Origin of the sequence: Mycobacterium sp. (assembly GCF_044223235.1) — a bacterium.
Taxonomy (GTDB): domain Bacteria; phylum Actinomycetota; class Actinomycetes; order Mycobacteriales; family Mycobacteriaceae; genus Mycobacterium.
The window spans coordinates 31,187-46,094 of the sequence record NZ_JBGAME010000031.1; the positions used below are offsets into that span (position 1 = coordinate 31,187).

Annotated in this window: 12 protein-coding genes and 1 tRNA gene; 6 read left to right on the plus strand and 7 right to left on the minus strand. The window is 69.4% G+C overall.

Annotation, left to right across the window (positions count from 1 at the left end; genetic code table 11):
• Positions 1 to 4: 4 nt before the first annotated feature.
• A complete protein-coding gene (locus ADBZ6K_RS24010; protein ID WP_526351407.1) occupies positions 5 to 481 on the minus strand; it encodes a MarR family winged helix-turn-helix transcriptional regulator in 477 nt (158 codons plus the stop codon).
• Between the two features lie 106 nt (positions 482 to 587).
• On the opposite strand from ADBZ6K_RS24010, the gene ADBZ6K_RS24015 reads away from it, so the two are divergent.
• Together ADBZ6K_RS24015 and ADBZ6K_RS24020 are read left to right on the plus strand one after the other, a co-directional pair.
• Positions 588 to 2,636: an ABC transporter ATP-binding protein gene (locus tag ADBZ6K_RS24015; RefSeq protein WP_526351409.1), complete on the plus strand. Its 2,049-nt coding sequence runs from the start codon at positions 588 to 590 to the stop codon at positions 2,634 to 2,636.
• Complete coding sequence (locus ADBZ6K_RS24020; protein ID WP_526351412.1) at positions 2,633 to 3,496, plus strand: energy-coupling factor transporter transmembrane component T family protein; 864 nt, start codon at positions 2,633 to 2,635, stop codon at positions 3,494 to 3,496. Before ADBZ6K_RS24015 ends, ADBZ6K_RS24020 begins: the two co-directional genes overlap by 4 nt.
• Here the strand turns inward: ADBZ6K_RS24020 and ADBZ6K_RS24025 are convergent.
• The 3 genes from ADBZ6K_RS24025 to ADBZ6K_RS24035 form a co-directional block, all read right to left on the minus strand.
• The gene (locus ADBZ6K_RS24025; protein WP_526351414.1) at positions 3,493 to 4,827 is read right to left on the minus strand and encodes an ABC transporter substrate-binding protein; all 1,335 of its coding nucleotides are present in this window, start codon (positions 4,825 to 4,827) and stop codon (positions 3,493 to 3,495) included. The genes ADBZ6K_RS24020 and ADBZ6K_RS24025 overlap by 4 nt on opposite strands.
• 85 nt (positions 4,828 to 4,912) lie before the next feature.
• Positions 4,913 to 5,740 (minus strand): carbohydrate ABC transporter permease, encoded by an 828-nt coding sequence (locus tag ADBZ6K_RS24030; protein ID WP_526351416.1) that lies wholly within the window; start codon positions 5,738 to 5,740, stop codon positions 4,913 to 4,915.
• The gene (locus ADBZ6K_RS24035) at positions 5,727 to 6,599 is read right to left on the minus strand and encodes a carbohydrate ABC transporter permease (protein WP_526351418.1); all 873 of its coding nucleotides are present in this window, start codon (positions 6,597 to 6,599) and stop codon (positions 5,727 to 5,729) included. Before ADBZ6K_RS24035 ends, ADBZ6K_RS24030 begins: the two co-directional genes overlap by 14 nt.
• Before the next feature lie 32 nt (positions 6,600 to 6,631).
• Here ADBZ6K_RS24035 and ADBZ6K_RS24040 point away from each other — a divergent pair, with 32 nt between their 5' ends.
• The 3 genes from ADBZ6K_RS24040 to ADBZ6K_RS24050 all read left to right on the plus strand — a co-directional run bounded on the left by ADBZ6K_RS24040 (position 6,632) and on the right by ADBZ6K_RS24050 (position 11,858).
• Complete coding sequence (locus ADBZ6K_RS24040) at positions 6,632 to 8,149, plus strand: PucR family transcriptional regulator (protein ID WP_526351420.1); 1,518 nt, start codon at positions 6,632 to 6,634, stop codon at positions 8,147 to 8,149.
• A 192-nt stretch (positions 8,150 to 8,341) separates the two neighbouring features.
• Positions 8,342 to 8,794 (plus strand): GreA/GreB family elongation factor, encoded by a 453-nt coding sequence (locus tag ADBZ6K_RS24045; protein WP_526351422.1) that lies wholly within the window; start codon positions 8,342 to 8,344, stop codon positions 8,792 to 8,794.
• Positions 8,795 to 8,912: 118 nt separating this feature from the next.
• Positions 8,913 to 11,858: a metallopeptidase TldD-related protein gene (locus tag ADBZ6K_RS24050; protein WP_526351434.1), complete on the plus strand. Its 2,946-nt coding sequence runs from the start codon at positions 8,913 to 8,915 to the stop codon at positions 11,856 to 11,858.
• 8 nt (positions 11,859 to 11,866) lie between these two features.
• Here ADBZ6K_RS24050 and ADBZ6K_RS24055 read toward each other — a convergent pair whose 3' ends face one another.
• On the minus strand, positions 11,867 to 13,159 hold the full coding sequence (locus ADBZ6K_RS24055; RefSeq protein WP_526351424.1) for an FAD-dependent monooxygenase family protein: 1,293 nt from the start codon (positions 13,157 to 13,159) through the stop codon (positions 11,867 to 11,869).
• A gap of 137 nt (positions 13,160 to 13,296) precedes the next feature.
• Positions 13,297 to 13,677 carry a phage holin family protein gene (locus ADBZ6K_RS24060; protein WP_526351426.1) on the minus strand — a complete coding sequence of 127 codons (381 nt, stop codon included), beginning with the start codon at positions 13,675 to 13,677 and terminating at the stop codon, positions 13,297 to 13,299.
• A gap of 197 nt (positions 13,678 to 13,874) precedes the next feature.
• On the opposite strand from ADBZ6K_RS24060, the gene ADBZ6K_RS24065 reads away from it, so the two are divergent.
• Positions 13,875 to 13,948, plus strand: a tRNA-Ile gene (locus tag ADBZ6K_RS24065).
• 47 nt (positions 13,949 to 13,995) lie between these two features.
• Here ADBZ6K_RS24065 and ADBZ6K_RS24070 read toward each other — a convergent pair.
• Entirely contained in the window at positions 13,996 to 14,769 is a 774-nt protein-coding gene (locus tag ADBZ6K_RS24070) for a nucleotidyl transferase AbiEii/AbiGii toxin family protein (protein WP_526351428.1), read from the minus strand.
• Positions 14,770 to 14,908: the final 139 nt, after the last annotated feature.

Consider the following 14,908-nt stretch of genomic DNA (forward strand, 5'->3'; position numbering starts at 1 on the left):
ACTCCTACCTGTCGAAGGTGGAGTTCTCGGCGACGTCGCGTAGGAGCCGCCGGATGACGTCCACCGCATCGCTGAGAGTTTCGCGGTCCTCGGCGCCGAGGCGCTCGAGCCACGGATCGATTGCCTCGGCCCGGTCGCGTCTGGCGTCGGCGAGGACCCTCTTGCCGTCGTCGGTGATGCGGATGAGCACGGCGCGGGCGTCGACGGGATCGGTGGTGCGCGACACCAGGCCCGCGTCCTCGAGCCTGCGCACCTGCGTCGTCATGGTCGGCTGGGAGCAGTGATCGAGGGCAGCCAGATCGGATATGCGGGCCTCGCCGTGATCATCGATCGTCGACAGCAACCGAGCCTGTGCCCACGGCACCGGTAGTCGAATGCGCTGGTTGGCCAGCCGGTTGAGGCGTGCCACCACGGTCAGCAGATCCGACCCCAGCTGGCGGCCCACGGTGCCGGAGACGGTCTTGGGTGCGGATGGGGGCATGAAACCATAGTTACATAGAGCCTCTATGTACATCAAACGCACGACGGGTGGCACCTCTCACAGGGCGTATCCAGGTTGCGTCGGCCAGGGCTGGCAGAATCGTGAAATGACCGCGACCCGGCCGGCGAGCCAGCCTCGACGAGCGGGCTCGCTGGCCCCCGGTGAGCTGGCTCAGGCGTCGGTGATGGCCGCGCTGTGCGCTGCCACCGCTATCGTCGCGGTGGTGGTGCCGTTCGCCGCGGGGCTTTCGCTGCTCGGCACGGTTCCGATGGGTTTGCTGGCCTATCGCTATCGGCTGAAGGTGCTGGTCGCAGCAACCGTGGCGGGTGCCATGATCGCCTTCCTGATCGCCGGTATGGGCGGATTCTTGACTGTCCTCAACTGCGCCTACATCGGCGGGCTGACCGGCATCGTCAAACGCCGCCGACGCGGCACCCCGACCGTACTGGCCGCCGCCGTCGTCGCAGGGGCGCTGTTCGGTGGTGCCGCGGTGCTGGCCCTGACGATCCTGTCGCGGCTGCGCCATCTCATCTTCGACTCCATGACGGCCAACGTGAACGGCGTGGCCGCGGTGCTGTCCCGGGTGCCCGAGTTCCGCCCCGCCGCCGACGACCTCAAGACGTTCTTCGCCACCGCGCTGTCGTACTGGCAGTGGCTGATCCTGGGCTATGGGATGTTCGCGATCGTGGTCGTGTCGCTGATCGGCTGGTGGGCGCTATCGCGGGTGCTCAACCGGTTGGCCGGCGTCCCCGATGTCCACAAACTCGACGTGGTCCCCGGATCGGGTGTGGAGCCGCCCATCGCGCCGGTGCCCACCCGGCTGCGCGATGTTCGGTTCCGCTATCCCGGCGCCGATCACGACGCGCTCGGCCCGGTGACGCTGGACGTCGAGCCCGGCGAACACATCGCCGTGACCGGCGCCAACGGGTCGGGCAAGACCACCCTGATGCTGGTGTTGGTGGGCCGCAAACCCACCTCGGGCAGCGTCGAGCGGCCCGGCGCGGTGGGCCTGGGCCGGCTCGGCGGAACCGCGGTGATCATGCAGCACCCCGAAAGTCAGGTGCTCGGGACGCGGGTGGCCGACGACGTGGTGTGGGGCCTTCCGCCGGGTAAGACCACCGATGTCAACCGGCTGCTCGGCGAGGTCGGGCTCGACGGCATGGCCGAACGTGACACCGGGGGGTTGTCCGGCGGTGAGTTGCAGCGCCTCGCGGTGGCCGGCGCGTTGGCCAGGGAGCCGTCGCTGCTCATCGCCGACGAGGTGACCAGCATGGTCGACCAGGACGGTCGCGACGGGCTGATGGCGGTGCTGTCCGGCCTGACTCAGCACCACGACATGTCGCTGGTGCACATCACGCATTACAACGACGAGGCCGCCTCGGCCGACCGCACCGTCAACCTGACCGGCACCGGGGACAACACCGACATGGTGGAGACGGCCGCGGCGCCCGCCGCCACCATGCCGACCGGGCACCACGGCGGCGAGCCGGTGCTCGAACTCGTCGGCGTCGGCCACGAATACGGCAGCGGGACGCCGTGGGCCAAGACCGCGCTGCGCGACATCACCTTCACCGTCCGCGAGGGTGACGGGGTGCTGATCCACGGCCTGAACGGCTCGGGTAAATCGACGCTCGCCTGGATCATGGCCGGCCTGACCGTGCCGACCGTCGGCAGCTGCCTGCTGGACGGAAAGCCGGTCTCGGACCAGATCGGCGCGGTGGCCATCTCCTTCCAGGCGGCCCGGCTGCAGCTCATGCGCAGCCGTGTCGACGTGGAGGTGGCCGCGGCGGCCGGGTTCTCGGTGCGCGACCGCGCCCGGGTGGCGCAGGCCCTGACGATGGTGGGACTCGACCCCGCGCTGGGTGCACGGCGCATCGACCAGCTCAGCGGCGGTCAGATGCGCCGGGTGGTGCTGGCCGGATTGCTCGCCCGCTCGCCGCGGGCGCTGATCCTCGACGAGCCACTGGCCGGGCTGGACGCCGCCAGCCAGCGCGGGCTGCTGCGGCTGCTCGAGGAGTTGCGCCGCAACAACGGGTTGACGGTTGTCGTCATCTCCCACGACTTCCACGGCCTCGAGGAGCTGTGCCCGCGCACGCTGCACCTGCACGGCGGGGTGCTCGCGTCGGCCCCGACGAAGGCGGGGGGCCTGTCGTGACGGCGCGTCCGGCCCCTGGGCGGGCCCGCAAGCAGCGCAAATCGATCGTGCTCCTGCGCCCGGTGCCAGGCAGGACGGTAATCCACGACCTGTGGGCCGGCACGAAGCTGCTCGTTGTGGCGGCCATCGGCGTGCTGCTGACGTTCTATCCGGGCTGGGTGCCGATCGGGTTCGTCGCGGTGCTGGTGCTGGTCGCCGCCCGGATGGCGCGGATACCGCGCGGTGTGCTGCCGACTATCCCGCTGTTCCTGTGGATCCTTTTGGCGCTCGGGGCCCTGACCGCGGCATTCGCCGGCGGCAGCCCCGTCGTCAGCGTCGGATCGTTCGACGTGGGCCTGGGTGGGTTGCTGAACTTCCTGCGGATCACCGCGTTGTCGATCGTGCTGATCGGGCTGGGCGCGATGGTGTCGTGGACCACCAACGTCGCCGACGTGGCGCCCGCGGTGGCGACGTTGGGCCGCCCGCTGCGGTTCTTTCGTATCCCGGTCGACGACTGGGCGGTGACCATCGCGCTGGCGTTGCGCGCCTTCCCGATGCTCATCGACGAGTTCCGCACGCTCTACGCGGCCCGCAGGCTGCGTCCCCAGCCGCCGCATCTGCGCAGCCGCCGGGTGCGCGGACGGCGCTGGATGATCGAACTGGTCGACCTGCTGGCGGCCGCCATCACCGTGGCGCTGCGCCGGGCCGACGAGATGGGCGACGCAATCACCGCCCGCGGCGGCGCCGGGCAGATCTCGGCGGCACCCTCGCGGCCCAAGGCGATCGACTGGGCGGCTTTCGCGGTGGTGATCGCGGTGTGCGGTGCGGCGCTGGCGTTGGAGCTGACGGTGTGGGGGACCAGCGCGCGAGCCCGGCACTAGCGGTCGGCGGCGCTGTTGGCCGCCCACTGGGCGTCGGCCAGGGTGCCCGCCACGTCGCGGCGGCCGAGGAACATCTCGTCGAAGTACGGGGCGAGTGCCTGGTAGCCGGCGGCGAAGCCGGGACCGCCGGGCGCCGCGATGCGCGGGCCGTTGAGCACCCGGAAGAACGGGCTCACGTCGACTCCCCGGGCGGCCCAGTGGTCGAAGTAGACCGGCTGCGCGGTCAGCACGGCGGGGATGGCGGAACCGTGCGCACCGACGAACTCGTTGCCCCGCTTGCCGCCCATCCAGGCCAGCACCCGGCGCACCGCATCGGGATGGCGGGTGGCGGCGTTGCCCGCCGCGGCGATCCCGTTGGTCACGCTGACGCGGCCCTCGGGTCCGCTGGGCAGCATCGCCACACCCCAGCGGAAGCGGGCCTGGTCGGCGATCGCGGCCAGGTTGTAGGTGCCGGACTGGAACAGAGCCATCCGCCCGGCGAGGAACTGGTTGCGGGAGAAGTCGCCGTTGGTGTTGGTGTCCGACGCCGGCGGGGCCACGTGGTCGTCGTTGATCAAGCCCACCAGGTAGTCGAAGGCCTGCACCGCGTTGGGGTTGTCGAAGGCGAACCGGTCGTCGACGGTGAAGACGCCGCCCGCCGAGCCGATGTAGTTCAGGTAGATACCCTGCAGGTCGTTGGCGGCGTTGTAGCCCCACTGCCGTATCCGTCCGGCGTCGAAACCCGGTGATCCTGCGGTGTTTCCGTCGGCGTCGACGGTGAGCCGGGCCAGCAGCGGCCGCAGCGTGTCGTCGGGACCGGTCGACCAGCGCAGCGACATCAGCTCGCTCAGCGGGACGCCTGCGGCGTCGAGCAGATCGGCGTTGAAGTACACCGCGATTCCGGCGTCGGTGAGCTGCGGGACCGCCCACAGCGTGCCGTCGCGGGTGAACTGGTTGACCACCGAGGGCTCCCAGTCCCGTAGCGCGGCCGGCCCCAGCGCCTGCCGGATATCCATCAGGCGGCCGGAGTCGGCGTATCCCGCGAAGTAGGCGCTGGACAGCCAGAAGATGTCGTCGGCGCTGCCCCCGGCTACATCGGTGCGCAAGGTGTCGAAATACGTCGAGTACGCCACCACGCCCACTCGCACGTCGACGTCGGGGTTCTCGCGGTGGAACTCGGCGAAGGATTCCCGGTAGGCCGCGGCGACCTGCTCATCCCACAGCCGCACGGTGACGACCGTGGTGCCGTCGCCGGGTTCGGTCGAGCGGCCCAGCAGCATGGCCGAGACCAGCAGCACGGCCATCGTCAGGGCCAGGGCGGTGGCCACCAGCGTCGAGAAGCGGGGCCTCATGTCTGACCCCGGCACCGAGTGAGAAGCCATGGCTGTGAATCGGGCCGAATCACAACCGCCAACGCTATTTCGGCGTCGGGGGAACTCATTTGAGGCCTGTGACGACGATCGAGCGGACGATGTGGCGGCTGAAGGCGATGAACAGCACGATCAGCGGGACGATCGCCACCGTCGTCGCGGCCATCACGACCGTCCACTGCGCGTCGTAGCGCGACTGCAGACCCGCGGTCGCCACCGTCAGCACCTGCCACTTGTCGCCGCTGGTGATGACCAGCGGCCACAGGAAGTTGTTCCATTGCGACACAACGGTGATCAGTCCGAGCGTGACCAGGATCGCGCGGCTGGACGGCACCACCACGTGCACGATGATGTCCAGGGTGTTGGCCCCGTCGATGCGGGCCGCGTTGATGAGCTCGGCCGGGATGGCGCGAAAGTGCTCCCGCAGCAGGAAGATCGCGTAGGGCGAGCCGAACATGAACGGCAGCACCAGCGCCCAGAAGGTGTTGCGCAGCCCGGCTTCGGCCATCATCAGATACAGCGGCACCACGGTCACCGTCGCGGGAACCATCAGCGTCGCGAGGTAGATCCAGAACAGCGCATCGCGCCCAGGGAACTCCAGCCGGGCGAAGGCGTAGGCGGCGAGGACCGAGAACGTCAGCTGGCCCAGCAGGATGACCGCCGCCATCAGCGCCGTCACCACGATCGCCCGGCCGAACCCGGCGTCGCCCAGGCTGGCGTAGTTCTCCAGCGTCGGCGGCCGCGGCAGCGATAGCGGTGTGCCGGTGTTGAACTGCTGCGCCGAGGTGAACGACGTCAGCAACCCAAGGGCGAACGGTGCCAGCGTGATCAGCGCGCCCAGCGCCAGCATCGGGTAGATCAGCACCCCCGACAGGATGCGGTTAGACGACGTCATAGGAGATCCGTCGTCGGAAGTAGAGGTGCTGCACAATGGTCACGCCGACCAGCAGGACGAACAGGATCACCGCCATCACCGCCGCCCTGCCGACGGCAGCGGCGCCGAACGCCTCGGCGTAGACGCGGTGGGCCACCAGGTCGGTGCGGCCCTGCGGCCCACCCGCGGTCAGCGCGTACACGGTGTCGAAAACCTGTGCGGCGCTGATGATTCCGGTGACCAGGACAAAAAACGTCGTCGGTCGCAGCATCGGCAGGGTGATCCGCCAGAACCGCTGCCAGGTGGTGGCGCCGTCGATGCGGGCCGCGCGGTTGATGTCCTCGGGGATGGCCAGGATGCCGGCCAGGAAGAACAGCGTCACGTAGCCGACATTGGTCCAGATCACCACCGCCGACACGACGGGAAGAGCCCACGTGGGGTCGGTCAGCCATTCGATGCGGTGGCCCAGCACGGTGCTCACGACGCCGTCGGTGGGTGCCAGGATCCAGCGCCACAGCACCGCGATCGCCAGCGGCGCACAGATCCACGGCAGCACGTAGACGGTGCGGAAGAACCCGGTGCCGGGCAGGCCGCGGGAGAGCATCGCGCCCGCCGCGAGGCCGAGGACGGTCTGTACGGGCACGACCAGCGCGATGAACAGCAGCGTCACCACCAGCGAGGTGGCGAATGACCCGTCGGTGAGCACAGCCCGCCAATTGCGCAGCCCCACATACTCGATGGGGCCGAGCAGGTCCCAGCGCTGCAGGCTCAGCCACAGCACCACCAGCATGGGCAACACCAGGAAGGCGACCACCCCGAACAGGCTGGGCGCCAACAACGCGTAGCCGAGCGTGGTATCCCGTCCCCGCCGGCCCGCCATGGTGCCATTTAACAGCTCGTTAGGCTTCGGTAGTGATCAGCCTGGACCGTCTGGTGAACGTGTTGGGCGGTTATGGCGTCCGGTCCCGGCTGGGATCGGTGCCCCGGTCGGCCGAACTGCGCAGTGTGGCGGTGCCCGAGGCGACGGGCACCGCGACGGGCGATGTGCTGCTGGCGATCGGCGCCGACACCGTCACGCAGGCGCTGCGGTGGGCGACGGCTGCGCGGGCGGTCGCGGTGCTGGTGCGTGCAGGGGACGAGCCGTTCGTCGGGGATGTCGGGGCCGTCGCCGTGCTGTCGTTGGATCGCTCCGTGCCGTGGAGTGAGCTGGCCGCCGTGGTGTACGGCCTCGTGCTGGAGGGACGCGAAACCGAGTCGGGCCGTGGACCCACGGACCTGTTCGCCCTGGCCGACAGCCTGGCCGGCGCGATCGGTGCGGCGATCGTCATCGACGATCGCCGCTCGCAGGTGCTGGCCTACTCGCGGATGCAGGCCGACGACGACCCTGCGCGCGCCGAGACGATCCTCAACAGGCAGATCCCCGATCGTTTGCGCGCGGTGTTCGAGGGCGCCGGTGTCTTCTCGCACCTGGAGACGTCGGCCGAACCGCTGTTCATCCCGGCCGATCCCGGGAACGGCGTCGGCGGCCGGATGGTCGTCGCCGCCCGCGTCGGGCGCGAGCTGCTCGGCTCGGTGTGGGTGAGCTGCCCGGCGCCGCTGCGCGGAGCGCGCCGGGCTGCGCTCAGCGACGGCGGGCGAACGGTCTCGCTGCATCTGCTGCGGTCACGCGCCAGCGCCGATCTGGAACGTCAGGTGGAGTCCGACGCGGTGCTGCGGCTGCTCGACGGTTCAGCGGACGCGGCCACGCTGGCCAGCAGGTTGGGGCTGCCGAACGGACCGCTGCGGGTGATCGCGCTGCACGCGCGGCTGCCGGGCGACCGGCACACCGCCCCGATGTTGGCATTCGACGCGGCGACGGCCGGCTTCGGGTGGTCGCGACCCGGCCGAAGTGCCTTGGCGGACAACGCCGTCTACACCGTGCTGCCCGGCGGCGGGGCCGACGCGGCGCGTCGCTGGGTGACCGAGCTGCATCGGTCCTTGCCTGCGGAGGTGATCGTCTTCGCGGGAATCAGCGGGGTCGCCGACGCCGGCGAGCTGTCTGCGGCCCGCCGGGAGGCCGACGAGTGCCTGGCGCTGCACGAGTCGGGACAGCCCGATGTCGTGCCCGCCTACGACGAAGCCTGGGACGCCGTTCTGCTGCGCCGGCTGCGCGCGGCATCCGTGTCGGGGCGGACGCCGAAGCGTGGGCCGGTGGCCGACCTGATGCGCCACGACCGCGAGCACGGCACCGCGTACGTCGCGACGCTGAGGGCCTGGCTGGAGGCGCAGGGTGAACCCGCGCGCGCCGGCGAGGCCCTCGGCGTGCATGAAAACACGGTGCGTAACCGGCTGCGCCGAATGGCCGAGATCACGTCGATGGAGCTGGACGACGCCCGCAAACGACTGGCGATGATGATCGAGCTGGCCGCCTTACCGGATCCACGCGTGTAGAAATCACACAATCGGCTGAGGCTGCATTGTCGGAAGCCCCCAGTCGCGGCATCCCGGAACCGGCCATGATGGCGGCATCGGCGGGATAGCCCGCCGCGCCGAAGGCGCACACCGCTTTCCTCCCGTCGTCAGGGGCGGCGTTTCCAGTAGGACCCGCCCCTGACGGCAATCCCCTCGAGTCAGGAGCCCGATATGACCACTGCGCACCGTGTCTGGCTCACCCCCGACGCGCATGACCGGCTGCGCCGTGAGCTGGCCCAGCTGCGCAAGGACAGCGCGGATCCCGCCGACGAGGCGTCTGCGGACAGCACCGCCGTCGCCGTGCGGCGCGCCCAGCAGGGCCGCATTCAGCAGATTCACGACATGTTGATGAACGCCGTGATCGGGGAAGAGCCGCCCAACGGCGGCATCGACGAGCCCGGCATGGTGGTGACCGTGCGGTACGAGGGCACCGCCGACTCCGAGACGTTCCTGCTCGGCACGGGCGGCGCGGACTACGGCGGCATCGAGGTCTATTCAGTGGATTGCCCGCTGGGCAGGGCGATCAGCGGGGCGGCCACCGGCGACCGGCGCACCTACGCGCTGCCGGACGGAACTGTGCAGGCCGTCGTCTTGGAGCGGGCCATGCCCTACGGGCTGCACTGAACGGCCCCTGTAGACCGTATCGAAACGCACCCGACACGAGCGCCGCCGGGAGGGTCCTGCCGCTACGGTATGACCCGTGACAGAGCCCACATCACCGACTGCGCCGCCAGGGCCCCCGTTGCGCGGTCTCCGCCGCGTCGACGCGGAGTTCCTGGCCCTGCCGCGGCACCAACTCGCCGACGCGGCGCTGTCGGCGGCCGTGAAGGCCGGCGCCGAGTACGCTGACCTGCGCATTCACGGTGTGACCACCGAGATCGTGCAGCTGCGCGACGGCGCGCTGGAGACGTCCGTCGTCACCCGCGAGATCGGCCTGGCGGTACGGGTCATCGTGGACGGAACGTGGGGATTCGCCTCGCACGCCGAGCTGGACCCGACGGTGGCCGCCGAGACCGCGCAGCGCGCGGTGCGGGTGGCGACGACGCTCGCGCCGCTCAACGGCGAGCGCATCGAGCTGGCCGCCGAGCCCGTCTACTCCGACGTCAGCTGGGTCTCGGACTACCGGATCGATCCCTTCGCCGTGACGGCGGCGGACAAGATCGCCGTGCTGGGCGAGTACTCGGGCAGGCTGCTCGCCGCCGACGGGGTCGACCACGTATCGGCGAGCCTGCACGCGGCCAAGGAGCACACGTTCTATGCCGACACGTTCGGTACGTCGATCACCCAGCAGCGGGTGCGGGTGCAGCCGACGCTGGAGGCGGTGACCGTGGATGCCGCCGCGGGAACCTTCGACACCATGCGCACCCTGGCGCCGCCCACCGCGCGGGGCTGGGAGGCGGTGGCCGGCGACGAGGTGTGGGACTGGTCGGGTGAGCTTGCCGAGCTGCCCTCGCTGCTCGCGGAGAAGGTCAAGGCGCCCAGCGTGTCCGCGGGGCCGACGGATCTGGTGATCGATCCCACCAACCTGTGGCTGACGATCCACGAATCCATCGGCCACGCCACCGAATACGACCGGGCGATCGGCTACGAGGCCGCCTACGCGGGCACGTCGTTCGCGACGCCCAACAAACTCGGCGTCATGCGCTACGGCTCGCCGGTGATGAACGTGACCGCCGACCGTACCGTCGAATTCGGTCTGGCTACAGTCGGTTTCGATGACGAAGGGGTGCGCGCCCAGCGCTGGGACCTGGTGCGGGACGGGATCTTCGTCGGCTATCAGCTCGACCGGGTGTTCGCGCCGCGACTCGGTGTCGCGCGGTCCAACGGCTGTTCGTATGCCGACTCGCCGCACCATGTCCCGATCCAGCGGATGGCCAATGTGTCCCTGTCACCCGGTGCCGACGAGGTGAGCACCGAGGATCTCATCTCACGGGTGGCGGACGGCATCTACGTGGTCGGCGACAAATCGTGGTCAATTGACATGCAGCGGTACAACTTCCAGTTCACCGGCCAGCGGTTCTTCCGGATCCGTGACGGCAAGCTGGACGGCCAGCTGCGCGATGTGGCCTATCAGGCGACGACCACCGATTTCTGGGGTGCGCTGGAAGCCGTTGGCGGACCGTCGACCTGGCGGCTCGGCGGCGCGTTCAACTGCGGCAAGGCCCAGCCCGGTCAGGTGGCCGCGGTCAGCCATGGATGTCCCTCGGCGCTGTTTCGGGGGATCAATGTGCTGAACACCCGCGAGGAGGGTGGCGGCGCGCTTTCGTGCGCTAAGCGACGGAAAGCGCGCCGAAATCGCCGGGGGAAGGAGGGGCCGATGATCGGGGCGCAGCAGGTCATCGACACGGCGCTGGCGGAGGCCGAGCGCGCGGGTGGTGCCGACGAAACGATGGTTCTGGTCACCGACCGCGCCGACGCGTCGCTGCGGTGGGCGGGCAACTCGATGACCACCAATGGCGAGTCGGTCAGTCGCAGCACCACCGTCATATCGGTTGTGCGCAAAGGGGATCGGGCACACGTCGGGTCGATCCAGTCCAGCGAGGTGGACCCGGCGCGCATCCCGGATCTGGTGGCGGCGTCGCAGGCCGCCGCGCAGGGGGCGCCGCAGGCCCGCGACAGCGCCGAACAGCTGCCTGCCACCGACGTGCCGGACGATTGGGATGCGCCGGTTCCGGTGACTCGGGCGAGGGTGTTCTCGCGGATTGCCGACGGGCTGGCGCGCGGCTTTCGCGGCACCGATCAGCTTTACGGCTACGCCAGGCATGTCGTGGAGACGACGTTCGTGGCGACCTCCGGTGGTGTGCGCAGGCGCTACACCCAGCCGACCGGGTCGGTGGAGATCAACGCCAAACGCGACGGGGCGAGCGCCTGGGTGGGGATCAGCACACCCGACTATGTCGATGTGCCCATCGATTCCATGCTCGACGAACTCTCGACGCGGCTGGGCTGGGCGGCGCGGACCGTGCAGCTGCCGGCCGGACGTTACGAGACGATCCTGCCGCCGTCGGCGGTGGCGGACATGATGATCTACCTGGCGTGGACGATGGACGGCCGCGGTGCGCAGGAAGGGCGCACGGCGCTGGCCGGGCCCGGCGGCACCCGGGTGGGAGAGCGACTCACCGAGCTGCCGCTGACCTTGTACTCCGATCCGACGGTCAGGCCGCTGCAGTGCATGCCGTTCGTCGCGGTGCCCAGCTCGTCGGAGCGGATGTCGGTATTCGACAACGGGATGGAGCTGCACCGGCTGGATTGGATCAACGACGGCGTGATCAACACACTGGCGTATCCGCGGGCCGCGGCCGCCGAGTTCGGTCAGCCCGTCGCGGTGCCCGCCGACAATCTGTTGATGACGGGTGGTGCGGGCAGCCTGTCGGACATGATCGCCGGCACCGAAAGAGGCCTGCTGTTGACCACGCTGTGGTACATCCGCGAGGTGGACCCGACGGTGCTGCTGCTGACCGGGCTCACGCGTGACGGGGTCTACCTGGTCGAAGGCGGTGAGGTGACGGCGGCGGTGAACAACTTCCGGTTCAACGAATCACCGTTGGATCTGCTGCGGCGAACCGCCGAGGCCGGGGTTTGCGAGGTGACGCTGCCCCGGGAGTGGGGTGACTGGGCGACCAGGGCGGCGATGCCGTCGCTGCGGATTCCCGACTTCCACATGTCCTCGGTGAGCCAGGCGCAGTAGTTCGCCCGCTATTGCCGGCGGTTGGCCGTGGCGGCGCGGCGCAGCATTTCGGGCCGTACCAGCCGGGCGGTCGGGTCGATCAGTGCCGTCACCCGCAGAAACTGATTTCGCGCGACGGTGTCGTGCTCGGCGGCGGTGAGGACCCGGTCGACGTAGCCGTTGAGGAGCCGCATCGGCAGGGGCTGCCTGCCTCCGATCTCGGGGAGCGCCAGATCGCTGCCGGTAGCCAGCTGCCAGGCCTGACGGATGGGTTTGGCAGCGGCCTTGAAGAAGCGTTGCGCCAGCCGGTTGGTCCCGTCGGACAGGCAGTCCCGTAACGCCAGAGCTTCCAGCGCGGCCACTGTCATGCCTTGCGCGTAGATCGGGTTGACGCTGCAGATCCCGTCCCCGATGACGAGCAGTCCGTCCGGAAATCGTCGCAACCTGTCGTAGCGTCGCCACTGGCTCGACGGCATCCGGTATCGCGCGACCTGTCCGATCGGCTCGGCCGCCCGGATGGCTGCCAGCAGGTGCGCGGGGGCGAAAGCCGTGGCGCTTTCCCGCATTCCGGCAAGATCGTCGGCCGGCTCGTGGCCTGCCATCCCGAACGTGGCGAACACCCACGTGTCATCTTCGCAGCGCTGCAACGCGAGTCCCGTTGGCCTGCCCGGCACGGGGCCGACGACGAAGACCATCTCGTGCAGCGCATCCGGCGGCATCCGCAATAGCTGGGTGCCATAGCTCAGGTGCATCACGACGTGGTCCTCGGCGGGACGGTCGTAGCCCAGGTCGTCGAGCCAGATCTGGGTGCGCGACCCGCGGCCGGTGGCATCGACGACGAGGGCGGCGGTCAGCTCGTGTTCGCCGTGGGTGCGCCGATCCACCGTCCGCGCCCCGATGACCCGGCGGCGGTCCGTCGTGGAGATCACGTCGACGACGTCGTGGCAGTCGAGCATGGACACGTTCGCGGTGGCGCGGACACGGCGGCGGACGTGATGCTCCAGGAACGGCCTGGTGGCGAGGTAGGCGCAGAACGACTCGACGGAACCGGTGTTGACCATCCGGTGGCCCGCCAGATCGTAGTGGAGCAGTGTCATGTCGCTGCCGTCGAGGCAGGGGGCGCCACCGCCGACGAGCTCTTCGAGCAGCCCGGGAAGCAGCTCGTCGAATGCCAGCGCGCCGCGCGGCAGCAACACATGGACCTGTCGGCCCTGGGGCACTCCGCGGCGGTTGGCAGGTGCGGCGGGCAATGCGTCGCGTTCGACAATCGTCACTGTTTCGTAGAAGCCCGACAGCGCCTGCGCCGCGAGAAGTCCGGCCATGCTCGCACCCAACACCACCGCATGCCCAGCGACCGTGACCACAGCGCACCAATTTCCGTCGAGGCCTCAACGGCAATCTACGCCGGCGCCCCGACTTCGCTCATCGGCGCGGGTGAACCTGCAACCCGCTGCGTCGGCTAGGCGTTGGTGGCCTTCTTCTTGAAGACCACCAACGGAAGCAGGACCGTGGCCAGCGCGGTGACGAGCCACACGACCACCGTGGCGCCCACCCAGGATCCGATGCCGGTGATGCTCAGTCCGCGGGTGAAGATCGAGGCCAGGATCAGCGCGGCCAGCGTCGAGACCAGCCCGACGCCGCCGAGGAACGCCGATGCGTAACGGCTGGCCATCTTCAGGAAGAAGGGCGACAGGATGGCCTGTGCGACGGTGAAGATGACGACCGCGGTGATGAACCCCGCAGGCCTGACGGTGAAGCCGGGTACCAGCCACGCCGCGACAAGCAGGCCGATCGCTGAGGACCCCAGGAAGATCGCGGTGCGCAGCAGGAAACGGATCACGGGCGCCAGCCTAGTGGGCGGGTAGCCCGTTTCCGCGCTGCCTGCGCCGCCGTGCAATATCTGTCATTACAGCCCAGCGCGGGAGGTGCCATATTGTGGTGGCCTATGGGCGATGACGGCGGTACCGGAGGTGGGGTGCCGCGGATGCTCGGGCGGATCGCGATGTGCGAGCATGAGTGCCGCGATCATCGCATCGAGGGGCGGTAGCTCAGTCGGTTAGAGCCGTGGACTCATAATCCATTGGTCGCGGGTTCGAGCCCCGCCCGCCCCACTTCAGACGGTGTTTTTCAAGATCAAAATCTTGAACTCAACGTTTATTCACCGTTTATGACGGTCTTCGCAGGTTGTACGGCCTGCCGCCACGCCCCGCGTACGAGCGGAGAGCGCTTCGGCTGCCGTAACGGTGAGGCGGGTCTGTCCAGCGAGTTGCGCCTGCCACTGAGCGTCCGTCGGGGCGCGGTCAAACATGTACAGGGCCGGTGGTCTGTTGGTGGGTCCGTACCGCCGAAACAGCGCGGCGGCGTTCGCGTCGATCGCGCCGAGTCGGTTCAGCGCCCACAGATCCCAGAGGTCGCGGGGTGCGTGCCGGTCCGTCCACGTCGCGGTCTTTGAGGCAGCGAAGGCGGGGAGTGTGGGCACGAGCAATTCAGCGGCAGGAGCATCCGCATAGCGTTGAACGAGTTCGCGGCGCTCCGTGGGCCAAACGACGCGGTCGTGTGGCGATAGCAATTGGAGCCGGACTGGGCGTCCGTCGTCCGGCCGCAAGAGAACAGGGATCGTGTCTCGGGCGTCGCCCAGGGCGGGTTCCACGGCCAGCCTTCCGTGGCTTCGTGCTACTGCGCGCGGAAGTGCGCGGTCGAGTTCTCGTGCCACGTCCGCGCGGCGGCCGATGGCGATGAGATCGATGTCCTCACTTAGCCGTCCGTCGGGGAGGTGGGTGCGGGCCAGGGCGGTGCCGCCGATGAAGTGGAGGCGGTCGCTGAACTCACGGCTGAGGAACGCGAGGACGTGGGAAATGAGGTGGTCGCGCTCAACTTGTTCGTTGGACACGCCGAACTGCGTTGCGACTGAGTCACGTTCGTCAGGATCCATGATCGACCCCCGCCCAGTCTGCTGCCCGGCGCAGGGAGGCCAAGCGGCGCTGTTCGGTGGCGAGCTGGCGCAATCGTTCTGGATCCGCTCGCGCGTAGAGGGCTTCGACGGCGGCGGGGACGTCGGTTGCGCTGTCGCC